Origin of the sequence: Methanoculleus chikugoensis, from assembly GCF_900095385.1 — an archaeon.
Lineage (GTDB): Archaea > Halobacteriota > Methanomicrobia > Methanomicrobiales > Methanoculleaceae > Methanoculleus > Methanoculleus chikugoensis_A.
Genome location: NZ_FMID01000031.1, coordinates 25,921 through 49,006 on the forward strand (window position 1 = coordinate 25,921; position 23,086 = coordinate 49,006).

The window sequence follows — 23,086 nt, forward strand, 5'->3', positions numbered from 1 at the left end:
TACTCTTATAGTCCCTTTTGGGACGTGCAGTAGCGGCCTTCAGGGATCTAGAACAGATGACTGTCATGATCCCTTGCATGAACGGAACGTATTGAACAAGGGTAAAAGGATGAAATACTATGGCTAAATACACGGAAACAATCGATCTCTATTCTGATGATGGGAAGCTGCTCAAGAGCGGCGTCACCCTCGACAGAATCAGCCCGCTGGTTAACCCGGCCACAGGTAAGATCATCGACCTGACCAAGAGAACGATCAGCGTAAACCTTGGCGGCATCCAGGACGCGCTCAAGACCGGGAAACTTGGAAAGGGCAAGATCAAGGGAAGAGAACTCGACCTCCCCATCATGGAGAACAAGGACGCGATCGTCGCCAAGATCAAGGAGATGATCCAGGTCGAGGATGGCGACGACACCGAGATCATGGAGTTCAACGGCGGCAAGCTCCTGCTTGTCCAGGTCCCGTCGAAGCGCCTGATCAACGCGGCAACCTACGACGCCGCGATCACCTCGGTCGCAGCCGCGGCCACCTTCTCGATCGTCGACCAGTTCAACGTCGACGCCTTCAATGCATCCACCGTCAAGGCGGCCTGCTGGGGCGGCTACCCGCACACGCAGGACATGCAGGGTGCACTCGTCACGTCGATCCTGAACATCCCCCAGAACAACGAGGGTATCGGCTACGCTCTCCGGAACATCCCGGTCAACCACACCGTCATGATGACCGGCAGGAACGCCCTGCAGGGTGCAGCACTCGCATCCACCCTCGAGACCGCCGGTATCTTTGAGATGGGATCCGCCGTCGGGCCGTTCGAGCGCGCCCAGCTGCTCGCCTACGCCTACCAGGGCCTGAACGCGAACAACATGGTCTACGACCTCGTCAAGGCGAACGGCCAGACCGGAACCGTCGGTACCGTCGTCCAGAGCCTGGTCGAGCGCGCCATCGAGGACAAGGTCATCGTCCCCGGCAAGAAGGGCGGGTACTTCCAGTTCTACGACACGAAGGACCCCATGCTCTGGAACGCCTACGCCGCCGCAGGAACCATGGCAGCCACCATCGTCAACTGTGGTGCCGGACGGTTTGCCCAGGCAGTCTCCGCGACGCTCCTATACTTCAACGACCTGCTTGAGCACGAGACCGGTCTCCCGAGCACCGACTACGGCCGTGTCATGGGTACCGCCGTCGGGTTCTCGTTCTTCAGCCACTCGATCTACGGTGGTGGCGGCCCCGGTATCTTCAACGGCAACCACGTCGTGACCAGGCACGCAAACGGTGTGGCTATCCCGTGCGTGGTCGCCGCAGCGGCACTCGACGCCGGAACGCAGATGTTCTCGCCCGAGAGCACCTCCAAGCTCTTCGCCGACACCTACGGTAAGATCGACGTCTTCAACAAGCCGATCGACCAGATCGCCAACGGAGCCTGAGCGAGCAGAGATTCGAATGACGAACGCCGAATTTCCGCAGGTCCGGATTGTGCCCATACGGATGCTCAAGCCCGCGACCGCAGAACGCCTGCTCAATATGCTTGCCGGCACTGCCGGCATCCGCCGGATGATGATCCACGGGCCCGGCCTGCCGAAGACAGTCCCGTACGGGCCGGCACGGGGAAGCCCGAACCCTCACTCCGACCGCAAAGCAATTCGCGTCGCCGACGCCGAGATTGCGTTGCGCGTCCAGGTGGGCACGGTCATCCTGGAGGTCGAGGACGCTTCCGTTATCGAGGAGATCCGGTCGCTCTGCGACGATTTCTTTGTGGAGTTCCCCTATCTGCTCCAGGAAGGCAAGTTCATGAAGACCTCCCCGACGCTCGTGGACTACGCGAAGTATGGGCCGGACGCCGATACATCGCTCGTCGGTCTCACGGACCCCCGGAACAGGGAGAGCCCGGTGATTCTTCGGACGGAACAGTGACATGAGGCGCATAAATTCCGGAAATATGGCTGAAACTCATTCAAGACAGGAAATGGATAAGATATCAATCACTTTGAGGTGAATGGAAAAATGGCATACAAGCCCCAGTACGGTCCCGGGACATCGGTTGTCGCCGAGAACCGGCGCAAACAGATGAACCCAGGCCAGAAGCTTGAGAAGGTTCGTTCCGTAACGGATGAGGACATCGTGCTGATCCTCGGCCACCGTGCTCCTGGATCGGCATACCCGACGGCTCACCCGCCGCTCGCCGAGCAGCAGGAGCCCAACTGCCCCATGCGCAAGCTCGTCAAGCCCACCGACGGTGCGAAGGCAGGCGACCGAGTCCGCTACATCCAGTTTGCAGACTCGATGTTTAACGCCCCCTCGCAGCCCTACCAGCGGACTTACACCGAGATGTACCGCTTCCGCGGCATCGACCCCGGTACGCTCTCCGGCCGTCAGATCGTCGAGTGCCGTGAGCGCGACCTCGAAAAGTACGCAAAGGATCTCATCGAGACCGAGATGTTCGACCCCGCCCTCGTCGGCATCCGTGGTGCGACCGTGCACGGCCACTCGCTCCGTCTCGCTGAAGACGGCATGATGTTCGACATGCTCCAGAGGAACGTCCTCGGTGAGGACGGCATCGTCAAGTACGTCAAGAACCAGATCGGCGAGCCTCTCGACCGTGCGGTTGCCGTCGGCAAGCCAATGGACGAGAAGTGGCTCAAGGCCCACACGACGATCTTCCACTCGCTCGTAGGAACCGCCTACCGTGACGACACCGAGTACATCGAGTATATCCAGCGCATCCACTCGCTGCGGACGAAATATGGCTTCATGCCGAAAGAGGAGTGATTACAATGGCAAAGATTGAAAGATCCCAGAAGCTGTTCCTGAAGGCCCTCAAGGAGAAATTCCAGGGTCAGGACGTCGAATCTGAGACCGCTGAGTTCTACAAGTTCAACGGTGTCCGCCAGTCTCCCCGTAAGATGGAGTTCATGAAGGCGAGCCGCGCCGTCGAGATGGACCGCGGCATCTCCATGTACGACCCCGAGCGCTGCCACCTTGGCGGTATCCCGATGGGCCAGCGCCAGCTGATGACCTACGAGGTCTCCGGCACCGGCGTCTTCGTCGAGGGTGACGACCTGCACTTCGTCAACAACTCTGCGATGCAGCAGATGTGGGACGACATCCGCCGGACCGTTATCGTCGGGATGGACCTCGCCCACCAGACCCTGCAGAAGCGTCTGGGGAAGGAAGTTACCCCTGAGACGATCAACGAGTACCTCCACATCCTGAACCACGCGATGCCCGGCGGCGCCGTCGTCCAGGAGCACATGGTCGAGACCCACCCCGGCCTCGTCGACGACTGTTACGTCAAGGTCTTCACCGGCGACCAGGAACTCGCCGACGACATCGAGCCTCAGTTCCTGCTGAACATCGAGAAGCTCTTCCCCGCCAAGCAGGCCGAGGAACTCAAGGCCGAGGTCGGCAAGAGCATGTATCAGGCGATCCACATCCCGACCGCGGTCTCCAGGACCTGCGACGGTGGAACGACCTCCCGGTGGTCTGCGATGCAGATCGGTATGTCCTTCATCGCTGCGTACCGGATGTGCGCCGGTGAAGCGGCCGTTGCCGACCTCTCCTACGCTGCAAAGCACGCAGGCGTCGTCCAGATGGGATCCCTGCTGCCCGCCCGGCGTGCCCGTGGCCCGAACGAGCCCGGTGGTATCAAGTTCGGTCTCTTCAGCGATATCGTCCAGGCGAACCGGAAGTACCCGAACGACCCCGCGAAGGCTGCCCTCGAGGTCGTCGGCGCCGGAACGATGCTCTACGACCAGATCTGGCTCGGCTCCTACATGTCCGGCGGTGTCGGATTCACCCAGTACGCGACCGCGGCCTACACCGACAACATCCTCGACGAGTTCACCTACTACGGTATGGACTACGTCAAGGACAAGTACAAAGTCGACTGGAAGAACCCGAGCCCGAAGGACAAGGTCAAGCCGACCCAGGAGATCGTCAACGACATGGCGACCGAGGTCACCCTCAACGCCATGGAGCAGTACGAGATGTTCCCGACCATGATGGAGGACCACTTCGGCGGTTCCCAGCGTGCCGGTGTCATCGCCGCTGCGTCCGGTCTGACGACCTCTATCGCGACCGGCAACTCGAACGCCGGCCTGAACGCCTGGTACCTCTCCATGCTCCTGCACAAGGACGGATGGTCGCGTCTCGGCTTCTTCGGCTACGACCTCCAGGACCAGTGCGGTTCCGCGAACTCCCTCTCCATGGAGTCCGACCGCGGTCTGATGGGCGAACTGCGTGGCCCGAACTACCCGAACTACGCGATGAACGTCGGTCACCAGGGCGAGTACGCCGCTATCGTCGGTGGTTCCCACTACGGGCGCGGCGACGCGTTCTGCTACAGCCCCCTCGTGAAGGTCTGCTTCGCCGACCCGGCCCTGAAGTTCGACTTCGCCGAGCCCCGCCGCGAGTTCGCGAAGGGTGCCATCCGCGAGTTCATGCCCGCCGGCGAGCGCTCCCTCATCATCCCGGCGCGGTAAACAACTCCATAACCCCTTTTTATTTGCACGTCCTCATAATCCGCGATCGCAAGCATTCCTGCCGATCAGCTGGAGAAGGTGGAGCGAGTGGTTCTCACTCGCCCACGTATTATGAGGTTAAACGTTTGTACCACAATATATGCTGTTTTTACAGCGAAGCGTCGCATCTCCTGGTTTCTCCGTCCGTAAAGAGCCCGCCCCGGTCACCGTGAGGCGCGCGGGGGTTGGGTTGGAGTGCGTGGTGGTGGGCGAAACCCCTGTTGCAAAGATGCTCCACACCCTGGGTGCCTGGAGGTTCAGGCAAGTGTAAGGCTCGAGGGAAGCCCGAAAACGGCTTTGTACAACAGATGGATATGTTAGACTCATGGAAAGTGTCCCGTACAGTGGACCGTGGGGATATCGCCACGCACTGCCCCCGCCCCGAGGGGCGGGGGAGGAGGCCGGAGGCCGGGCGGGGTGGGGGTCACATGCTCCCATAAGTGGCGGAGACAGGGGAGGGGGGATGCTCCCCCCTCCCCGTCAGCCCCACCCCCAATGGCGATATCCCCTCGAAATCTGTTTTCGGGCTTTCACAGATCATCGCCGGTATGATCAGGGGAAGCCGCTTCCGGCTCATATCCGGCACCCGTGGAACCCTCTTTCACCCCTGCACTTTCGCCCCACGCCACCAAACCCCCTATATCGCCGGACCTCCAACACTCCCGTAAGAAACCGGGAGGAGGAGTTCATAGAGTGACAGCCGGCGGCAGGATCGTCCTGCACGTGGACATGGACAGTTTCTTCGCCTCCGTCGAGGTCCGCCGCAATCCGTCCCTTGCCGGGAAGCCGGTGATCGTGGGTGCCGACCCGAAGGGTGGGGCGGGCCGCGGGGTCGTGAGCACCTGCTCGTACGAGGCCCGCCGCTACGGGGTGCACTCCGGCATGCCGATCTCCCGGGCATTCGACCTCTGCCCGCACGGCGTCTATCTTCCGGTGGATCACACCTTCTATGCCGGAGTCTCGGAAGAGATCATGGCGATCCTCTCCCGGCACACCGGGCGCATCGAGCAGGTGAGCATCGACGAGGCCTACCTCGACGTCAGCGGTACCGGGAGTTTCGCGGCGGCGGGAGCGCTTGCCGCCGCGATCAAGCGGGAGGTCCGGGAAGAGACGGGGCTCACCTGCTCGGTGGGAGTCGCTCCGGGCAAGGCCGTGGCGAAGATCGCCTCCGACTACCAGAAGCCCGACGGGCTGACGGTCGTTCGCCCGGACGAGGTCGCCGGATTCCTCGCCCCCCTGCCGGTAGAAAAGATCCCCGGGATCGGGAAGAAGACCGGCGAGGATCTCCGGCAGATGGGCATCCTGACCATCGGCGACCTTGCACGCCGCGACGTCCAGGAGATCGTCGCCCGTCTGGGGAGATCCGGCGTCCGGGTGCACCGCCTCGCCCGGGGCATCGACGACGGGGAGGTTCAGGGCAGGGAGGGATGCAAATCCATCTCCCGGGAGACGACGTTCGAAGCGGATACCGCCGACCCGTCGCTCCTCGCAGGAACCCTCGCCGAACTTGCGGACGACGTCGCCGGGACGCTCCGTGCCGAGAACCTCCGGTGCCGCACCGTCACGGTCAAGGTCAGGTACCGCGGGTTTCAGACGCATACCCGGTCCCGGACGCTCCCGCGGTTCACCGCCGACCCCGCGGCGATCCGGCAGGCCGCGTCCGGGCTGCTCGACCCGTTCCTCAACGGCGAGCCGGTTCGCCTGATCGGGGTCCGGCTCTCGGCGCTCGAGGGCGGGCGCACCCGGCAGACGTCGATCGACGAGTTTTTCTCCCCCTGACAGGTCACGCAGGGCGGTTTCTGCACGGATAGTGTCCTGCTGATCATGGAAAACTGCTTCATTCAGCCCTGGACGGTAATCTGTTAATGGGGAGAAGAAGATTTTTACAGTGCCGTGGGGCGAACCTTCTTTACGTGCGGTGCCCACCATGGTGCCGGCATGGCCGACCTCTGGACGGTGCTCCTCACCGGCGTCATCCTCCTCCTCTTCGCGGTGCCGGTCGTCCAGCAGCAGGTGATCCGGGCCCGGCGCCTGCGGGCGATCCGGGATCTCGAAGCCGAGCGGCACACCCGGGTCATCGCCCTCATCCACCGGCAGGAGCGGATCGGTTTTCTCGGCATCCCGCTCTTCCGCTACATCGACATCAACGACTCCGAAGAGGTTCTCCGGGCGATACGGCTCACCGCCCCGGAGATGCCGATTGACCCCGTCGTCCACACCCCCGGCGGCCTGGTCCTCTCGTCGGAACAGATCGCGATGGCGCTCCGGCGCTAAGGGGAAAGTGACGATCTTCGTTCCCCATTACGCCATGTCGGGCGGGACGCTCCTCTGCCTCGCCGCCGACGAGGTGGCGATGGACGAGAACGCCGTGCTCGGCCCGGTCGACCCCCGGATCGGGGAGTACCCGGCGGCATCGCTCCTGCGGGTTCCGCGCCTGAAGCCCCCGGAGGAGATCGACGACGAGACGTTCGTCCTGGTCGACATCGCGGCGAAGGCCCAGACCCAGATGCGGGAGTTCGTGACCGTTCTCCTCCGGGAGCGGATGGACGCCGGGCGGGCCGACCGTCTCGCACGCCTGCTCTCCGAAGGGACGTGGACGCACGACTACCCGATCACCTTCGAACAGGCCCGGGAACTCGGGCTCCCCGTCACCCCGGGCATGCCTGCCGGGATCTACCGGCTGATGGATCTCTTCCCTCAGGCGATGCCCCGGCGACCGTCGGTCGCCTACGTCCCGGTGCCCTACCGGGAAGAGAAGAAGGGGTGATGTTCTGCCGCATCCCTCGCAAAAGCAATTTCTATCTTCCGATGCCAACACTTCTCTGTCCGTACCGGACAGGGAGGCAGTAATGACGACTACGACGACAATGCGCCTGGTTCTCGCGTGCCTGTGTATCGCGGCGTCGCTCCTCTCCGCCGGGTGCACCGGCGAAGAAGGGCCTTTTACGGGGCAGGCGGCCACGGAGTTCCGGAGCGAGACCGCCGGTTACGACGACCGTGTGGAGTTCCGGTTCGTCCCGGACTCCGATGAATCGGGAACCTACAGCGCAACCTGTACGATTGAGCGTGACGTCTCTTGGGGCACCACTATCGAGACCCGGGAGAACGTGCGATACGAGGGTATCTCCCGTGCCAGCCCCATTGAGTTCGTCGTCCCACGCGAGGATCCCCTGGGCCGCGTAGCGCTTGAAATCGAGATCCGGAACGCCGCAGGCGACGTCCTGCACCGGAGCCGGACTTCCGTAGCCCCCGCGACGCCCGTCCCGACACCACCGTGATCCGCGGGATGGGGGGCAAACCCACCACTTATCCCGTCCTGGAACCCACTTTCTTTAGATCGTGAGCACTGATATTCAACTCTGCCTGGATGCGTTTGATCGTTCGCGCCCCTCTCTTTGCGGGGACGATCCCGCCCGGAACGGGTTTCGCCGGCTCTGCTGCCGCTGCCCGTTTGCCGTGAGGGGCAGGGGCCTCATCTACTGCGAACGGTTCGAGACCCCCATCCGTGCGCGGGAGAAGTACGGCCTTTCTGGGTGGAAGGAGGTTCGCAACGCTGTGCTTGAACGCGACGGGCAGCAATGCTCTGTCTGCGGCGGGGAAGAGGACCTCCACATCCACCATCTCGACCGCGACCCCACGAACGACGACCTGGAGAACCTCATCACGCTCTGCGGCATCTGCCATGCTCGGGTGCACACCGAGCTCCGCCGCGAGGGAGGGGCAAAGAGGGTGGCCCGGGTGCTTCCGGCAGCACGGCGTCGTTTGAGGTGACGCACCCGGCAGGACTCCCCTGAAAGCCGGCAGGCCCACCTGCCGGGTCCGGCCCCCGGGGCAACGGTTATATGATATGCGCGCTACCAGTTGCCTGACCATGGGGGGAATGTCCGGCGTGAGCATCACCGAGAGACTCTTCGGCAGGAGTGAACCCGAGGACCGGGAAGGCGCCTGCACCGATTCCACAGTGAGCAGGAAAGCCGTCTCCCTTGCGCAGCAAGGGCGGTTCGGCGAGGCAATCGATTGTTTCGACCGGGTGCTCAAGGATGATCCGGCAAACGTGAAGATGTGGAACAACAAAGGGGTCTTTCTCGATCTCCTGGGACGGGACCAGGATGCACTGGACTGCTGGGGAAAGGCGCTCTCGATCGACCCGGATTTTGCCCCCGCCTGGGTCTCCCGGGGGATGCTCTACCGCCGCCGCAACCGGCTCGAGGAGGCGCTCGCCTGCTACGACCGGGCAGTGGAACTGAGCCCGGACTCTGCAGTCGCCTGGTACAACCGGAGCGGCGTCTTCGTCGCGATGCACCGCCTGGACGACGCGATCGCCTGCTACGAGCGCGTTCTCGCGATCGACCCCCACTTCGTGGCGGCCTGGGCGGATCTCGGCTACGCCCACTTCCTCCAGCACCGGCACGAGGAGGCGATCGGCTGTTACGACCGCGCCATCGCCGACGATCCCGGGAGCGTCCGGGTCTGGAGCCTGAAGGGCGGCGCCCTGTACGCGCTCGGCGAGTACCGCAAAGCGCTCGAGTGCTTTGATAAGGTGCTCTCAATCGACCCGAAGTACGCCGCCGGGTGGAGCATGAAGTGCAGCGTCCTCTACCACCTCGGGATGTACCGGCACGCGCTTGCGTGCGCTGACAAGGCGCTCGAGATAAACCCTTCCTGCGAGCTGACCGCACAGGTCAGAAAGATGCTCCTCTCTCTTATCCAGAAGTGGTGAGGGCCCCCGGACCCTTTCGGAAGGTTGACGCCTCCGGCCGTTCAACCGCGAACCACTGCGCCGGAGGTCGGGAACTCTTCCCCGGGGGAGACTCCGACCGTCTATTACCCGGCGACCCCAACGGGTTGATGTAATCCATGCCGGCCGATCAGATCCCCATAGGCACGTTCTCGCGGATCACACACCTCTCGCAGAAAGCGCTCCGCCTCTACGATGAGCGGGGGCTCCTCGTCCCCGCGGCAAGAGACATCTGCACGGGGTACCGCTACTACACATTCGTCCAGGTCGAGCGGGGCATCCGTATCCGGCACCTGCTCTGGCTCGGGTTCGGCCTCTCCGAGGTGGAATCCATCCTCGAGGCGCGGGAGCGCGGCGATGCCGGGACGATCCGGGAACACTTCGCACGGCGTCTCGCTGAGACCGAACGGGAGGCCGGCCGGCTGCATGCGATTGCAGAGGCCCTGCGCAAACAGAAGCAGGACCCATTCAACGGAGGATTCAGTATGGCAATCACCGAACCTGTTATCAAGGATATCCCTGCCACGCGGGCGCTTTCCCGCCGGGAACGGGGTGTTTACCAGGAGGCGATCCCGAGAATGATCGGGGAACTCTGCGCTTATGTCTCTCCTGCCGACGGGCGGCAGCCCGCTGCAAAGGTGACCGGGCCGATCATGTTCATCTGCCACGACGAGGAGTACCGGGAGACGGACGCAGATATCGAGGTCGCGCTCCCGATCGTCGGGTCCGTCAACCTCGACGGATCCGCCGCCGGGGTCGTGACCCTTCCGGGCGGCCGGTTCGTCTCGGTGCTCCACACGGGCCCCTACCCCGGGGTGGGGAAGGCCTACGAGCGGCTCTTCGCCTATATGAACGAGCACCGCCTCGTGCCGGCCGGCCCCTCGCGGGAACTCTACCTCAACGACCCTGCCGAGGTGCCGGAGGAGGAACTCCTGACCGAGGTCCAGTTCCCGGTGCAGGACCTTCCCCCGTCCCCCTGAACGGGAGCGGTCACTCTCCCGCGACCTCGAAGATGTGGCGGCCCCACCCGGGGATGTCGAGGTAGAGCCCGGGGGAGAGGAGCCCCTCACCGTCCCGGTCGTACGCCGCCTCCCCGATAAGATCCCGGAGCCGGATCGCCTTCCCCGCGAGATCGCCCCAGGGGAGCGGGACGTAACACTGGCCCCGGTCGGGGGCGTAGTTGACGGCGACGATGTAGCGCCCTCCCTCACGCTCCCGGGCGAAGGCGACATACCCGTCGTGGGAGGGGTTCCCTTCCCATGCGGGGGTGCAGTCGAGGAGCTGCCACTCGCCGTCCCGGAACGCCGGCAGGCGCAGGCAGGCAGCGAGCTGCCGGTAGAACTCTTCTATGGATGGGTCGGCCGGCTCCTCCGGTTCCCGGCAGAGGTGGACGGGGGTCTTCTTCTGCCGCCCGGAGAACTGCCCCCGGTGAAAGAACCGGAGCCCGGGGGAGAGGAAGGCGAGGACGGCGGCGGCCCGGTGCTGTTCCGGCGGAAAGACCGCCGCCGCCCGATCTTCGTCGTGGTTCTCGAGGAACCGGACGGACTTATCCCGGTATTCGGAATCCGCCCGGAGATGGTCCCGCACCGGTCCCGCCGCTCCGTTCCTGAGCCGGTCGTAGAACCGTTTGTCGTAGGTGTAGTCGAACCCCTGCTGCTGGAGTGTCCACTCGAGATCCCAGTAGACCTCCGCCATGAAGGTAAACGCCGGGCGCTCGTCCCGGACACTGTCGATTGCACGGGGCCAGAAGGGCTCCATCTCCCGCCCCCAGGTCCGGTAAAAGACCTCCGGGAGGACGAGCATCGCCATATCGCACCGCAGGCCGTCGCACTGCCCTGCAATCTTCTGCAGTTCGACGATCATCGCGTCCTGCAAAGCAGGACTACCGTAATCGAGCTGCAGGGTGTCGGGCCAACCGCCGGAGTAGGGGTCGCGGCCGTGGGCGAGGTTCCCGTCGGTGTCGCGGACGTAGTAGTCCGGGTGGTTCAGCACCCAGGGGTGGTCGGGTGCGGTATGGTTCGGGACGAAGTCGAGCATGAGGAGGAGCCCCTCTCCGTGCAGGCGTTCGCGGAACCTCACGAGTGCCTCCGGATCCCCGAGGCCGGGGTGGAGCGAATAGCCGGAGACGGCAAAGGGCGAGCCGCAGATGTCTTCCTCCCGGAGGTCGGGGAGCACGTCCCGGTAGCCGCGGAGCCACTGCTCGTTCGAGCCCGAGACCCGCCGCCCGGCCTCCCCGGTCTCCCAGGCCCCCATCAGGTAGACCCACGAGATGCCGCATTCGGCGAGCCCCGCAAGCCATGAGTCGGGGATGTCGTCGAGCGTGAGGCGGTGCCCGGTCCCCCTCGCGAGGCGGCGGAGCAGGACGCGGGCGTTGACCTCGTAGAGAGAAGGGTGGCGTGGGGTGTAGGTGTTCATGGTATCTCCCCGGATCCCGGGGCGGATAGAGGTATCCCCGGACTCGACCCCTGTTCCTGCGGGGAGTCGCACCGTTCGCGGAGGTCGTTACTCGAAAACGCTTTGCGTTTTCTCGAACTCCTCCCCCTTCGGGGGAGTCGTTTTCACCACACGGAGGAATGTAACTCGTCGTCCCGCTGGAACCCCCGGAATGACCGGTGTCCCTGGATTGCATCGATGACCCGGCCGTTCGTCGCCCGCATCATGGCTTCGAGAGGCAGGTGTATCCCGGCATCCAGGCAGTTGTAGAGAAAGTTCCGCAACGTCTTCTCCGCTCGCAGTTCGGGGATGAGGCGGCGGTTGAGGAGGGCGGTATAGGTCTCGCCGAGCGGCGCCCCGGACGTGAGGTGGCGGTCGACGGCGTAGGCGGCGAGTTCTGCGGTCCGGTGGGCATAGAAGATCCCTTCGCCGAGGATGGGGCTTGCAAACCCGCCCGCATCGCCGACGAGGACCGTCCCCTCGTGAGCCGGGGAGGGGATATAATTGCCAAACGGCAGCGGGTATGCCGCTGGTTTCCGGTCGGCGAACGCAGCAAGGCCGATGTCGTTCAGGAACTCCCTGAAGCGCTCGGGGAGGGCTTTCCGGTTCTTCTGCAGCAGTCCCCCAAGCCCGACGACGATCGCTTCCCGGTTCGGGAAGACCCACCCGTAGCCCCACCGGCAGGCGTCAAGGACAAGGTGCGGTGTCGCGAGTTCGGCATCCAGTCGGATCGCCCCGTCCCCGTTCCTGAGCGCCTGAGCCTCCTTGCGGGGGATTGCAAGTTCCATGGCCCATCCGAGGTTCTCACGCCACCGGTCATGCTCGAAGACACTCTCCGGGAGGGAGCGACGGACTCCGCTGTGAATCCCGTCGGCCCCGATGATGACCCGGCCGGTGTACCGGTCCCCATCCGAAGTCGTGACGGTCCGGCCGGCATGGTCGACTGCGGTGACTTCCACGCCCTCACGGACCTCCACCCCGGCATCCGCCGCCCTCCGGGCAAGGCAGGCGTCGTAACGCTCCCGTCGGGTGAAATAGAACGGTTCGGTGAGGTCCCCGGCGAGAACGCGGTTGCTCCCGACATAGAGTGCGTAGTCGATCCCGGCAGAGTCGAGCAGCCCTTCCTCCCTGAGGGCGGGGACGGGCAGGTCAAAGACCCGGTCGAGGAACCGGATGGACTTCTGGCTGAGGCAGCCGGCGCAGACTTTGTCCCGTGGATACCTCTCCCTCTCCAGGAGTGTCACCCGGTATCCGAACCCCGCGAGCAGGTAGGCGGCGGTGCTCCCGGCGGGTCCGCCCCCGACAACAACCGCGTCATAAGCCGGTAAATTATCCGTGTCCATATTTGGGTGGTAGTATGGATCCGGGACTTTGCTTATTCTTTTCCCCGGGCGTCTCCGGCCGGCCCGGAGATGCCCCGTGGGGGTGCTGCCATTCTATCGTCGAGCAGTCTGTACCAGACGTTCATATCCTCAAGGGAGCCGCATATGTTGACGCAGCCGGGAACCGTCCCCGCGTGGGTGTAGCCGGCCCGGGCAAAGATGATGTTTGCCGGGTATGAACGGGCCCGGACGATGGCGAATGCGGTCTTTATCCCGATTGAGCGCATCTTCGCCTCCATCCACCGCAGGAGGTGACTTGAAAACCCGCGGCCCCGGTACTCGGGTAACGTCGCGAACCCGGTCATCTCCGCAAATTGCCCCTCCGGGTCAACTGCAGCAGAGGCGATCGCGGCGATCTTTTTGCCGTCGCGGATGCAGAAGCAGTGCAGGTTGTGGTGCATCTCCCGCACGAGGTAGGCGGGGTCATGGACGGGGACCGGATAGGTCACGAACACCTTCCGGTAGATGGCCGCGAGCGCCGGGGCGTCCGCCGGCGTGGCGGGGGTACAGGTGAGGCCGGGCTCAAGTGCCGGGCTCGCGGCGCTCCTCCGACCCTTCTCTTCTGCAACCGCAAGGACGTCATCGATCCCGTCCTGCCAGCCGCTCTGGAGGGGGTCACGGTAGGCTGCCATGTAGTAGCCGTCCACCTCTCCCCGGTAAAGCCCGGGAATCCGTGCCCTGGGCCGGTAACCGGACGATATGAAGTGGCCGCATGCCGGGGCAGGGATCCGTGCGAAGATCCGTGAGTAGCCCCGTCCGCGTGCAAGCGCGAGGAGCCGGTCGGTGATCCCCGGGAAGTCCGTCGGATCCAGACGGAAAAGGTAGGCCCGGTCGTTGAACGGGCCGTGGTGGACCAGGCTCCCTCCGAGCATCGCGACGGTGTCGGCATAGGCACCCTGGTATGGGCGAGTTCCTGTCTGCCCCCGGCGTTGAGGCGAACTGTTCTTTGCCGGATGCCGGGTTGTGGTGTTCCCGGCACCGGTGTGTGATCGTTGGACATTCTGATTTTTCTGATCTTGTAAAAAACGAACCATTGTTTCCAGGGATACTATAGTTTTCACAATACATAATAGATTCCAATATTGCGTTTTGCGGTTTGCACAATAGCCCTTCAGTACACTTTCGCCCCGCGCCCGGCGTCGTTTCTTCTTCCCGCGGGCCGAGCTTCCGGTATGTCGACGCGAGAGCAGAAACTCACCTACCTCACCGCTGCCGGGCGGTTCGACATCTGCAGCCCGGGCGAGTGCCTTCAACTCCTCCCGGTCACGGTCGAGACCCGAAGGAGCTCTCAAGCGTCGGAGATCCTGCCCGTCCCGCTCGATACCCTTCGTGCATCTCAAGAAGCCCTCGGCGGTCTCGAAGACCCAAATGGGCGAACCGTGATCGCTCCCTACATCTCCTACAACCGCCGGACCGGCGGGTGCGGGCGGATGCTCAAGATGCTCCTCAACGGCACCTGCTCCTACGACTGCGCCTACTGTCCCGTCCGTACCCGGCGAGAGCCGGTGAGTTTCTCCCCCGGGGAGTTCGCCGATACCTTCCTTCGCCTCTGGCGGGACGGACTCGTCGAAGGACTCTTCCTCAGTTCCGGCATCCCCCGGGACGTCGATTATGTGATGCACGACCTCGTGGAGACGGGGGAGATCCTGCGCCGCCGGGGCTACGACGGCTACCTTCACCTGAAGATTCTTCCCGGCGCAACCCGGGCGGATATCCACGACGCCGCCCGCGTGGCCGACCGGATCAGCATCAACCTGGAGACGACGTCGCCCGACCGTCTCGGGGGCATCGCCGGGGTGAAGGACTACCGGCAGGATATCCTGAAGCGCCAGTCCTGGGTGGCGGAGGAGAAGCCCGGCGGTCACACCACACAGTTCGTCGTCGGGGCCGCGGACGAGACCGATGCGGAGATCCTCTCCTGCCTCGCCGACCAGTACCGGCGGGTCCGGCCGTCACGGGTCTACTTCTCGGCGTTCCACGCCCTTCCGGGGACTCCCCTCGCGCCGCACCCCGACACCCCGGCATGGCGGGCACGGCGGTGGTACCAGGCCGACTACCTGCTCCGGGACTACGGCATCACGGCCGACGAACTCCGGGCTGCTCTCGACGAGGAGGGGTTCTTTGCAGACCGCGACCCGAAAGCGGTTCTTGCCGCCGGGAACGCGCCGGTGAACGTCAACCTCGCCCCGCGCCGCGACCTCCTCCGCGTCCCCGGGATCGGGCCGAAGGCAGCGGACCGGATCCTCAGCCTGCGGAGGGTGCGGCCGTTCACCGGTCCGGCCGACCTTGCGCGTGCCGGTATCCGGGGGAAGGGCGGCGGGCGCCATCTCGTATTCGGCGGCCGGGATACCATCCAGACGAAACTCTTCCCGTAACTGTAGTTCCTTCTGGAAAAAGTAGGGTCATCTGACCTTTCCGAACTCCGTGCTCACGTCTGCGGCCGAGCGGTAATCCCTCTCCTCGAACCGTTCGAGCACCGCGATCACGTCCTGCGGTGCAGCGTTCCCCCGGGCTCGGGTTATGAGATCCTGCCTGCCCGCCGGGTAGTCCATTCCCTTGAGGTAGGCCTGCAGGTCGGCGGCCGAGAGGTGGGCACGGGGCGGTACCGTCCCGGTCTCGCGAACCTCCCCGGCAGACGTCTCGGTTCCGGTCGGCTGCCGGGTTCGGGCCTCCCCGCCGAACTCCGCGCTCACGTCGGCAGCCGACCGGTAGGTCCGGTCGGGGAACCCTTCGAGCGTCGTGAGCACACTCTGCGGCGCGTCGTGCTGCCGGGCGTGGGTTATGAGATCCTGCCTCCCTGCCGGGTAGTTCATGCCCGCAAGATAGACCTGCAGGCCGGCGGCCGAGAGACGCCCGGGAGCGGGTCCCGTCGTCGTGGGCCGTTCGGGCTCCATTGTCGGCCGGGTCTCCGGGGGCGCAGTCCCGGTAACGGGCACCGTCGTCGTGACCCTGCCCTCCTCCACGTCCTCGGCCTTCATCATGGACTCGAGCGTCGGCGCATGAGCCTCCGTCACCGGCCGGGTCTCCGCCTCCTCGACGACGGTCTCGCGGGGCGGGGCCTCCGTCACGGGCACCGCCGTCCGGACCCGGGTCTCTTCCACCTCCTCGGCTCGTATCGGCATCTCCTCCCGGGGTGCCCGCTCCCGCACCTCCACCCGCTCCGTCGTGACGACCTCGCGGGGCGGCGGCTCCGTCCGGGTCACGGCCCGTGCCTCCTCCTGGCTCGGGGGCCCCATGGGGCGTCTCGACTCGATCAGGCTCCAGTTCGCTTCCCTCGGCCAATCCCCCTCCGAGAACCCGGGTTCGTTGTCGAGCCGGTACTTGCTGATGTTCGCCACGAAGACATCGTCCCCCGGCCGGTAGACCATGGCCTCGATGGGGATGGCAAAATGCTTCGCTCCGAGGCCGAACATGCCGCCGGTCCTGAGCACCGCGTACGCCACCCTTCCCGTGGGCAGGCCGACCCGCAGGCTCGAGATCTCGCCGAGATCATAGCCCTCCGGGTTCTTCACCCGCTTCCCCACGACATCTTCGGATGAGAAGAACTCCTGCCCCTCCGTCCTCCTCACCTGCTGCTCCAGAATCGTCTCAGCCATTGCAACCACCATACCCTGTTCGAAGGCGATCATCACCTTCGCGCAGAGCGGGCGATGCGTGTTGCGACTATTTAACAGTTCCCCGGTTCCGGTACCGGGCTACCGGCGAAGAGTTCTCCGCCATAGAATCGGCGTGCCGGGGAGGTTGGGAGGGATGTTTCCCGGCTGCCGCCCGTGGCGGCGGGCCCTCCCCGTCACCGGACCTTTCCGAACTCCGTGCTCACGTCTGCGGCCGACCGGTATGTCCGGTCGGAGAACCCCTCGATCGCCGTGATCACGTCCTGAGGAGCGTTGTTCTTCCTGGCCTGGACGACGATCTCCTGTTTGCCCGCGGGGTAGTCCATGCCCTTGAGGTAGACCTGCAGGTCCGCAGCGGAGAGGCGGGTGAGGGATGGTACTGTCCTTCGTGCCGCGGGGGCCTCCTCGACGTGGGTTTCAGATCGGACCGTCTCCTCTCTCCTGACCTCCTCCGCAGTGATCCCGGGCTCCCGCCGCGTTTCCATCGCGGCCGGCTGCTCCCCGCGGACCTCCCTCCCGAACTCCGTGCTCACGTCGGCTGCCGACCGGTATGTCCGGTCGGAGAACCCCTCGATCGACGAAATGACTTCCTGTGGGGCATTTTTCCCCCGGGCGTGGGTTACGAGATCCTGCCTCCCTGCCGGATAGTCCATGCCCTTGAGGTAGACCTGCAGGTCCGCAGCGGAGAGACGGGCGCGGGGTGGTACCGTCCTCCGGGTCGTGGGTGCTTCCTCGCGGACCTCCTCCACGGTTGTCTCGCGAACCTCCCGTGCAGGCATCTCGATTCCGGTCGGCTGCCGGGTTCGAGCCTCGCTGCCGAATTCCGCGCTCACGTCTGCGGCCGACCGGTATGTCCGGTCGTTGAAGTTCTCAAGTACCGAGACCGCGTTCTGCGGCATGTTGCTCTGCCGGGCATGGGTTATGAGATCCTGTTTGCTCGCCGGGTAGTTCATGCCCGCAAGGTAGGTCTGCAGCCCGGCGGCCGAGAGGCGACCGGCGGAAGGCCCCGGGGTCATCAGTGATCGTTCGGCCTCCGTTACCGGCCGGCCCTCCATCGCGCCTGCCGGCTCTCTCCTGACCTCCTCGACGACAGCCTCGCGGGGCGCGGTCTCGACGATGCGCTCCCTCCTGACCTCCCTGACGCCGGGTTCCCGGGTCTCCCTGGTTGGCGGGGCCTCCGTCGTCACCGGTCGCTCCTCGACGGGCTGCGTCGTCGGCTGCTCTCCCCAGCCGCGTGCGACCGTCTGGACGGGCGGCGGTGTCGGAACGATCCGCTCTCCGGCAGGGGTCGTTGTCTCCGCCGGCTTCGTTGCGCCTGCCACTGCTGCTCCGGTGGCCGCTGCTGCAGCCGTGCCCACCCCCCGTGAAGGCGGAACCTCCCTCTCCGTTACCGGGGCCGTGGGCACCGCTGCTGCGCGTGCCCGGGGCGGTGTCCGGACCAGACTCCAGTCGGCTTCACGAGGCATCCTGTCCCGGGAAAACCCCGAAGAGCTATCCAGCGTCCGCTTGTCCGCGTCCACGGTAGCACTCCTCTCCCCCGGGCGGGTGCGAACCGCCTCCCAGGGTATGGCGAAATGCTTCTCGCCGAACCCGAGGATCCCGCCGTAGGAGAGCACGGCGTATGCGATGCAGCCGCTGTCGCGGTCTATCGCGATATCGCTGATATCGCCGAGGTTCTCTCCTTCCGGGTTTCGCACCTTGACGTCCCGGATGTCGTGCGCACGCATCAGGTTCACCGTCTCTCCCCGCCCCGGCCGGGTCTCCAACATCGATCCTGCCTGTTGTTCAGCCATCGTATCTCCCTCCAGCTTGTTCTTCTCGAAGAGGTATCCCTTCAAGGCGGGGGAGTAGATGTTCGAGGATACTTAAGGGTTTCCGGCTCGGGCAAGCCGGGCTGTTTCAGCAGTGAGAACGAAGAATGGAAGCGGATGCCGGTCCGGACCTTACGGTCGGGCGTAGCGGAGGATGAGTTCGGTCGCCGCCCTGATATCCCGCCCCTGCTTCCGTGCTTCGGCGAGATAGGTGTTGTAGACCTCGTCGGTCACGAGCCGCAGTTGCGGGCGGAAGAGATCGGCGTGCATCATCAGGTCGAAGCACCGTGCCTCGCTCTCGGTCAGGTTGAGCGCCCGGTACTCCCCGGCATGCGGGATGAACGCCGGGTTTTTGTCGCGGGGCGTCCTGACCGCGAGGTCGGCGAGCGGCGTCGCCGGGATGGGTTCGGCGCTGCTCACGAAGACGTCGTCGAGGGAGAGTGCGGCGATGAGATCCTTCGTCGCTTCGTAGTCCCGTTCCGTCTCCCCGGGGTAGCCGACGATGAAACTCCCCGCAACCCGGAGACCGTGCTCCCGGCACCGCTCCACCGCCTCCTCGACCTGCCGGACGGTCGCGCCCTTGCCCATCATCCGGAGAACCCGGTCGCTCCCCGACTCGATCCCGAAGAAGACCCACCCGATGGTGTACCGCCGGACGGCGTCCAGGACCTCGTCGGTGATGCAGTCGACGCGGATGTCCGGGGAGGAGACGTTTCGCGCTCCCATCACCTCCGCCATCGAACGAAGGAGGGCGATGAAGGCTTCCGGGTTCATCTCCCCGTCGGTGGAGCCGTAGAGCGACCCGGTCCCCCCGGAGACCGAGAGCCTCGTCGCGCCGTGCGCCGCAAAGGCCTTCACCTCCTCGACGATGCTTCCGAGCGGCCGGCTCCGGATCGTCCTCCCGAAGAACCGGGGCACCTGGCAGAAGGTGCACGCCCCGATGCACCCCCGGTGGGTCTCGATGTAGGCGCTCGCTCCCCTGACGCTCTGGCTCCCGATGTCGTCCGGGATCAGGGGGAGCGGCCGGTCGATCGACGCCGGCGGAGCGGGCGGCGTCACGACCGGCCGGCCGGCGTCGAGGAACGCGATCCCCGAAAGATCGGGCGACACCCCCTCCTCGACGAGCCGGACCACCGTCTCCTCGCCCTCGCCGACGACCACCGCGTCGGGGGCGAGCTCCCCGAGCACCATCTCCGGTGCGGCCGAGACCGGCCCCCCGACGTAGACCACCCCTCCGCGCTCGCGGTGTGCCCGGATCAGGTCGCGGATCGCGGGATCGAGGAGGTGCTGGGTCGAGAAGAGGCTCATGAGCAGGACCGAATCGCCCGGGGCGGCGGGCGTCCGGGTGAGAGCCACCCGGTGTCCCGCGTCGCGGAGGACACCGCCGATCAGCATGGCGCCGTAGGTGTAGATGCCGGGGGAGAGGATCGTGATCTCCATGATACAGTATCGCCGGAACAGTATACAAAAGGTGGGGATCTGCCGGTCAGAGCGGTGCGGGCTGCGTCAACTACCCCCGACTGAAGTCGGGGGCATGATACCATAGGTGGCACCATGCTCTTTACAGGCTTGCGATTCCACCTCTCCTCCGGTGTCGGGGGAGCAGATCGCAATAGGCCGGTTGACGGCGGCCCTGGCAGCGATGTTCCTCGCTGCATTCAGATCAGCGTTCTCCGTATGCCCGCAGGCGAGGCAGCGGAACGCTGCCTGGGTCTGGCGGTTATCGGGGTGGATGGACCCGCAGGCACTGCACTGCTGGCTCGTATACGCTCCATCGATCACCTGCACCTGAACCCCGGCCCTGCGGGCCTTGTACTCGATGAAGGATCGAAGTTGGTGGAACGCCCACTTATGATGTCGCTCGCGCTGCCCCTTCGTAACCGTCGTCCGCAGGAGGATGCCTTTCAGGTCTTCGAGAGCAATCCCCCGCTTCGTGCCTTGTGCCGCGCAAACGATTCTCTTGCTGATGACGTGGTTGGTATTCGTCTTAAACCGGTGTTCTCTGCCGGAGATCTTTTGCAGTTTTCGTTTGGCCGACCTGGTGCCGACCTTCTGGAGAACCCCCTTGAGTCTACCGTACCGTTGCCGCACCTTCTCGGTGGCGTCGCTGGAGAAAGTTACTCCGTCGCTCGTGGTGGCGTTCTTCACCACCCCGAGATCGACCCCGAGGTACCCGGAGGGTTCGGCAGGCTCGATGTCGGGAGTCTCCACGGTCGCGTAGAGCCAGAACGCCCCATCCCGGTAGACGAGGTCCGTCTGCTTGACGGTCGCGACCGCCGGGAAATGATCGGGCTTGCGGTACCGGAGTTTGATCCTGCCGTCCAGCGTCCAGATGCTCACCCGGCTCCGGCCGAGGGAGAGCACCCGGGCATCGTAGCAGATGGCCCCGTGCTCCCGGAATGAGAGCTCGGTGAGGGACTTCAAGGGTTTGCCAAGAGCGGCAAGTACCTTGTTCTGCTCCTTGATCGCCTCTCTGGTGCTCCGGTAACTCCCGGCAACCTTGCGGATAGCAAGCTGGGCCATCTGCGCCGAGAGCCCGAAGGTCTCCCGAACGTGACGGTACAGCCGCTTCTGCAGACCGATGTTGGAGAACTGTCGAACAGAGGCGGCAATCGGTGACACTGTGTTGCAGGCGGCATTGTATCGCTCCATCGTGGCGAACAGCGTCTGCCGTTCGTCAGGAGACGCAACCAACCGCAATTTCGTCACCGATTGCATACATCGTTTCAGTGGGAACTTCCCCAGCATAAAGAATAGCCGCGCGGGACGGAAGTGCATTGTGATATACGGAGGGTCGATTCCGCCCCGGACTGAAGTCAGGGGGCTCCTCGACCCACGATCCTGAACCGCCGGGCCTCGGCGACGGTATGGACACCCCGATCCGATGCGGCGATCAACCGTGCCTGGAGCCGCATGATGTCGGCGATGATGGGTTGCGGGTGCTTCTCCAGCGCCTCCGCGACAACGGCGCGGGCCTCCCGGAACCTCCCCGCCCGGCGGAGCAGATCCGCGAGGACGGCCTCGTCCGCTCCCTCCAGGGCGGCCAGCCGTTCGCCCTTCTCCCACGCCCGCCGCAGGAGATCAGCGGCACGTTTCCGGCAGATCCGGGCGGGCACATCCTCCCCCTCGTCGTCGCAGACCCAGGCGGCATGGAGAGACGCCCACGCTGCCTGGGCCGGGAAACCGAGATCTTCCTGGATGATCGACCAGCAGAGGAAGGTGTTTGCTATTCCAGGGAACTTCCGGGCGTCGAGTTGCCAGCGATAACGCGGGAGTTTCACCACGTCGGCCGCTCCTTCCGGTGCCTTGCCCGGGTCGGGCGCACAGTAGCCGCAGGACGGGCACCGTTTCACCCATGCGTAGATGGTGGAGCGCAGGGGTTCCGCGGGGCGGGTGTCGAGGTCTCGCGACCCGACGCTGCCCGCGGCCTCGGGGATGGTGAACCGGCAGGCCTCGCCGCAGACTGCACAGGTGGTACTGAGGTGACGGAGGTGGGTCATCGATGGGCTGAATGGCATATCTGCCGATATATATTTTGCCCACGATGGAATGCCGCGAGATGACGGCTACGCTGTAACCCCTTCCCCGACCCGGCGGGCGTAGGCCGTTACGGCCCACCCGAGGAGGGCTGCTACTCCCGCGACCAGCGCGAGGATCGGCCAGTGGACGGGGCCGGCGGTATCCACCGCGAGCCGGACCATGAGGTTTAACGGATTGTAGGGAACGGCCATGACGAGGAGGAAGACCACGACGAGCGCGGTCGAGAAGATGAACTGGGCGCTCGTCCGTTCACGGTAGTGGAGCGCCACGAGCGCCCCGAGCAGGATGAGGAAGAGCCCGCCTGCCGAGGCGTGGAGGAGGATCGCGGCAGCGTTATCGACCGCGATGCCGTTGAACCCGAGGAGGAGGAGCCAGGCTCCGGCCTGCACCGGAACCAGAACCTCGCAGGCCACAACCTTCCCCCAGACCATCTCCGCGAACGTGACCGGCGTCGACATCAGCGTCTCGAGCGTCCGGCGCTGGTACTCCTCGGTGATGAGGTCGATGATCAGGGCGGCTGAGACGATCGCCGGGAGGAGGACGAGCAGCGGGATGAGGAGGCCGTAGACGAACTCGAAGAAGTTCTCGCCGCCACCGGACTCGGGGAAGTTCAGCGAAACCGGGAAGGTGGTCATCCGGTCGGCCCGAACCTCCCGCAGTTCCTTCTCGTAGCCCTGGAGCACCTCTTTTACCTTGACGTTGATGACGCTCGACTGCAGGTCGTTCTGGATGAGGTAGAGCGTGACCATGACCGCCCCCTCCGCATCGGGCGGGGTGTCCGGGACGTAGACCACCGCCGAGACCTGCCGTTCGCGGAGCGCCGCAAGCGCCTGGCCGAGATCCATCCGGTGGAGGATGAGGTCGTCTCTCTTCTCGAACTCGTCGATGAGCGGTGAGTCCGCTCCGGCGTAGCCGACACCGTAAGCGATCGTCGAGTAGCCCTCGATCGCCTCCGGGTCGTACATGGCGGTGAGCCCCACCATCAAGAATGACGAGAACATCGCGATGAAGACCTGCAGGAGGATCGCAAAGACGATCGTCTTCTCCGACG

General features: G+C 64.9%; 21 protein-coding genes. 12 read left to right on the forward strand and 9 right to left on the reverse strand.

Going from position 1 to position 23,086, the window contains the following annotated elements; genetic code table 11:
* Window positions 1-119: 119 nt before the first annotated feature.
* From mcrB to L21_RS06710, 11 genes are all read left to right on the forward strand, one after another.
* Window positions 120-1,424 carry a coenzyme-B sulfoethylthiotransferase subunit beta gene (gene mcrB, locus L21_RS06665; RefSeq protein WP_074369711.1) on the forward strand — a complete coding sequence of 435 codons (1,305 nt, stop codon included), beginning with the start codon at window positions 120-122 and terminating at the stop codon, window positions 1,422-1,424.
* Between the two features lie 16 nt (window positions 1,425-1,440).
* On the forward strand, window positions 1,441-1,911 hold the full coding sequence (mcrD, locus tag L21_RS06670; protein ID WP_074369712.1) for a methyl-coenzyme M reductase operon protein D: 471 nt from the start codon (window positions 1,441-1,443) through the stop codon (window positions 1,909-1,911).
* 90 nt (window positions 1,912-2,001) lie between these two features.
* The gene (gene mcrG / locus L21_RS06675; protein ID WP_074369713.1) at window positions 2,002-2,766 is read left to right on the forward strand and encodes a coenzyme-B sulfoethylthiotransferase subunit gamma; all 765 of its coding nucleotides are present in this window, start codon (window positions 2,002-2,004) and stop codon (window positions 2,764-2,766) included.
* A 5-nt stretch (window positions 2,767-2,771) separates the two neighbouring features.
* Window positions 2,772-4,478 (forward strand): coenzyme-B sulfoethylthiotransferase subunit alpha, encoded by a 1,707-nt coding sequence (mcrA, locus tag L21_RS06680; RefSeq protein WP_074369714.1) that lies wholly within the window; start codon window positions 2,772-2,774, stop codon window positions 4,476-4,478.
* A gap of 732 nt (window positions 4,479-5,210) precedes the next feature.
* Window positions 5,211-6,296, forward strand: coding sequence for a DNA polymerase IV (dinB, locus tag L21_RS06685; RefSeq protein ID WP_074369715.1), 1,086 nt, complete (start codon window positions 5,211-5,213; stop codon window positions 6,294-6,296).
* Window positions 6,297-6,455: 159 nt separating this feature from the next.
* Window positions 6,456-6,791, forward strand: a complete 336-nt coding sequence (locus L21_RS14405) for an SDH family Clp fold serine proteinase (protein ID WP_256712583.1) — start codon at window positions 6,456-6,458, stop codon at window positions 6,789-6,791.
* A 7-nt stretch (window positions 6,792-6,798) separates the two neighbouring features.
* On the forward strand, window positions 6,799-7,284 hold the full coding sequence (locus L21_RS14410) for an SDH family Clp fold serine proteinase (protein ID WP_256712585.1): 486 nt from the start codon (window positions 6,799-6,801) through the stop codon (window positions 7,282-7,284).
* 82 nt (window positions 7,285-7,366) lie between these two features.
* Window positions 7,367-7,795: a hypothetical protein gene (locus L21_RS06695; protein ID WP_074369716.1), complete on the forward strand. Its 429-nt coding sequence runs from the start codon at window positions 7,367-7,369 to the stop codon at window positions 7,793-7,795.
* 61 nt (window positions 7,796-7,856) lie between these two features.
* On the forward strand, window positions 7,857-8,288 hold the full coding sequence (locus tag L21_RS06700) for an HNH endonuclease (RefSeq protein WP_074369717.1): 432 nt from the start codon (window positions 7,857-7,859) through the stop codon (window positions 8,286-8,288).
* 76 nt (window positions 8,289-8,364) lie between these two features.
* Window positions 8,365-9,237 carry a tetratricopeptide repeat protein gene (locus L21_RS06705; RefSeq protein WP_256712588.1) on the forward strand — a complete coding sequence of 291 codons (873 nt, stop codon included), beginning with the start codon at window positions 8,365-8,367 and terminating at the stop codon, window positions 9,235-9,237.
* A gap of 137 nt (window positions 9,238-9,374) precedes the next feature.
* Window positions 9,375-10,235 carry a MerR family transcriptional regulator gene (locus tag L21_RS06710; RefSeq protein ID WP_074369719.1) on the forward strand — a complete coding sequence of 287 codons (861 nt, stop codon included), beginning with the start codon at window positions 9,375-9,377 and terminating at the stop codon, window positions 10,233-10,235.
* A gap of 10 nt (window positions 10,236-10,245) precedes the next feature.
* On the opposite strand, the gene L21_RS06715 is transcribed toward L21_RS06710, so the two are convergent.
* The 3 genes from L21_RS06715 to ablB form a co-directional block, all read right to left on the reverse strand.
* Window positions 10,246-11,670 (reverse strand): alpha-amylase family protein, encoded by a 1,425-nt coding sequence (locus L21_RS06715; protein WP_074369720.1) that lies wholly within the window; start codon window positions 11,668-11,670, stop codon window positions 10,246-10,248.
* Between the two features lie 143 nt (window positions 11,671-11,813).
* Complete coding sequence (locus L21_RS06720; RefSeq protein ID WP_074369721.1) at window positions 11,814-13,031, reverse strand: NAD(P)/FAD-dependent oxidoreductase; 1,218 nt, start codon at window positions 13,029-13,031, stop codon at window positions 11,814-11,816.
* 32 nt (window positions 13,032-13,063) lie between these two features.
* Window positions 13,064-13,942 (reverse strand): putative beta-lysine N-acetyltransferase, encoded by an 879-nt coding sequence (gene ablB, locus L21_RS06725; protein ID WP_074369722.1) that lies wholly within the window; start codon window positions 13,940-13,942, stop codon window positions 13,064-13,066.
* A gap of 300 nt (window positions 13,943-14,242) precedes the next feature.
* Here ablB and L21_RS06730 point away from each other — a divergent pair, with 300 nt between their 5' ends.
* On the forward strand, window positions 14,243-15,445 hold the full coding sequence (locus L21_RS06730; RefSeq protein ID WP_074369723.1) for a radical SAM protein: 1,203 nt from the start codon (window positions 14,243-14,245) through the stop codon (window positions 15,443-15,445).
* Between the two features lie 27 nt (window positions 15,446-15,472).
* Here the strand turns inward: L21_RS06730 and L21_RS14295 are convergent, their stop codons facing one another.
* From L21_RS14295 to L21_RS06760, 6 genes are all read right to left on the reverse strand, one after another.
* Complete coding sequence (locus L21_RS14295; RefSeq protein ID WP_256712592.1) at window positions 15,473-16,666, reverse strand: DUF2795 domain-containing protein; 1,194 nt, start codon at window positions 16,664-16,666, stop codon at window positions 15,473-15,475.
* A gap of 194 nt (window positions 16,667-16,860) precedes the next feature.
* The gene (locus tag L21_RS14415) at window positions 16,861-18,477 is read right to left on the reverse strand and encodes a DUF2795 domain-containing protein (protein ID WP_256712594.1); all 1,617 of its coding nucleotides are present in this window, start codon (window positions 18,475-18,477) and stop codon (window positions 16,861-16,863) included.
* Between the two features lie 150 nt (window positions 18,478-18,627).
* On the reverse strand, window positions 18,628-19,935 hold the full coding sequence (locus L21_RS06745; protein WP_074369726.1) for a methyl-coenzyme M reductase glutamine C-methyltransferase: 1,308 nt from the start codon (window positions 19,933-19,935) through the stop codon (window positions 18,628-18,630).
* A 66-nt stretch (window positions 19,936-20,001) separates the two neighbouring features.
* Window positions 20,002-21,213 carry an RNA-guided endonuclease InsQ/TnpB family protein gene (locus L21_RS06750; RefSeq protein WP_218600634.1) on the reverse strand — a complete coding sequence of 404 codons (1,212 nt, stop codon included), beginning with the start codon at window positions 21,211-21,213 and terminating at the stop codon, window positions 20,002-20,004.
* 98 nt (window positions 21,214-21,311) lie between these two features.
* Complete coding sequence (locus L21_RS06755) at window positions 21,312-21,995, reverse strand: hypothetical protein (protein ID WP_074369728.1); 684 nt, start codon at window positions 21,993-21,995, stop codon at window positions 21,312-21,314.
* Window positions 21,996-22,061: 66 nt separating this feature from the next.
* Window positions 22,062-23,086 (reverse strand): ABC transporter permease (locus L21_RS06760; protein WP_074369729.1); only part of this gene is annotated, 1,025 nt, incomplete at its 5' end.

What these genes read in the sequence shown, in the direction of transcription:
- mcrB (WP_074369711.1), top strand. Translation starts at nt 120, where the DNA reads ATGGCTAAATACACGGAAACAATCGATCTCTATTCTGATGATGGGAAG.
- mcrD (WP_074369712.1), top strand. Translation starts at nt 1,441, where the DNA reads ATGACGAACGCCGAATTTCCGCAGGTCCGGATTGTGCCCATACGGATG.
- mcrG (WP_074369713.1), top strand. Translation starts at nt 2,002, where the DNA reads ATGGCATACAAGCCCCAGTACGGTCCCGGGACATCGGTTGTCGCCGAG.
- mcrA (WP_074369714.1), top strand. Translation starts at nt 2,772, where the DNA reads ATGGCAAAGATTGAAAGATCCCAGAAGCTGTTCCTGAAGGCCCTCAAG.
- L21_RS14405 (WP_256712583.1), top strand. Translation starts at nt 6,456, where the DNA reads ATGGCCGACCTCTGGACGGTGCTCCTCACCGGCGTCATCCTCCTCCTC.
- L21_RS06695 (WP_074369716.1), top strand. Translation starts at nt 7,367, where the DNA reads ATGACGACTACGACGACAATGCGCCTGGTTCTCGCGTGCCTGTGTATC.
- L21_RS06705 (WP_256712588.1), top strand. Translation starts at nt 8,365, where the DNA reads ATGCGCGCTACCAGTTGCCTGACCATGGGGGGAATGTCCGGCGTGAGC.
- L21_RS06710 (WP_074369719.1), top strand. Translation starts at nt 9,375, where the DNA reads ATGCCGGCCGATCAGATCCCCATAGGCACGTTCTCGCGGATCACACAC.
- L21_RS06715 (WP_074369720.1), bottom strand. Translation starts at nt 11,670, where the DNA reads ATGAACACCTACACCCCACGCCACCCTTCTCTCTACGAGGTCAACGCC.
- L21_RS06720 (WP_074369721.1), bottom strand. Translation starts at nt 13,031, where the DNA reads ATGGACACGGATAATTTACCGGCTTATGACGCGGTTGTTGTCGGGGGC.
- ablB (WP_074369722.1), bottom strand. Translation starts at nt 13,942, where the DNA reads ATGCTCGGAGGGAGCCTGGTCCACCACGGCCCGTTCAACGACCGGGCC.
- L21_RS06730 (WP_074369723.1), top strand. Translation starts at nt 14,243, where the DNA reads ATGTCGACGCGAGAGCAGAAACTCACCTACCTCACCGCTGCCGGGCGG.
- L21_RS14295 (WP_256712592.1), bottom strand. Translation starts at nt 16,666, where the DNA reads ATGGCTGAGACGATTCTGGAGCAGCAGGTGAGGAGGACGGAGGGGCAG.
- L21_RS14415 (WP_256712594.1), bottom strand. Translation starts at nt 18,477, where the DNA reads ATGGCTGAACAACAGGCAGGATCGATGTTGGAGACCCGGCCGGGGCGG.
- L21_RS06745 (WP_074369726.1), bottom strand. Translation starts at nt 19,935, where the DNA reads ATGGAGATCACGATCCTCTCCCCCGGCATCTACACCTACGGCGCCATG.
- L21_RS06750 (WP_218600634.1), bottom strand. Translation starts at nt 21,213, where the DNA reads ATGCAATCGGTGACGAAATTGCGGTTGGTTGCGTCTCCTGACGAACGG.
- L21_RS06755 (WP_074369728.1), bottom strand. Translation starts at nt 21,995, where the DNA reads ATGACCCACCTCCGTCACCTCAGTACCACCTGTGCAGTCTGCGGCGAG.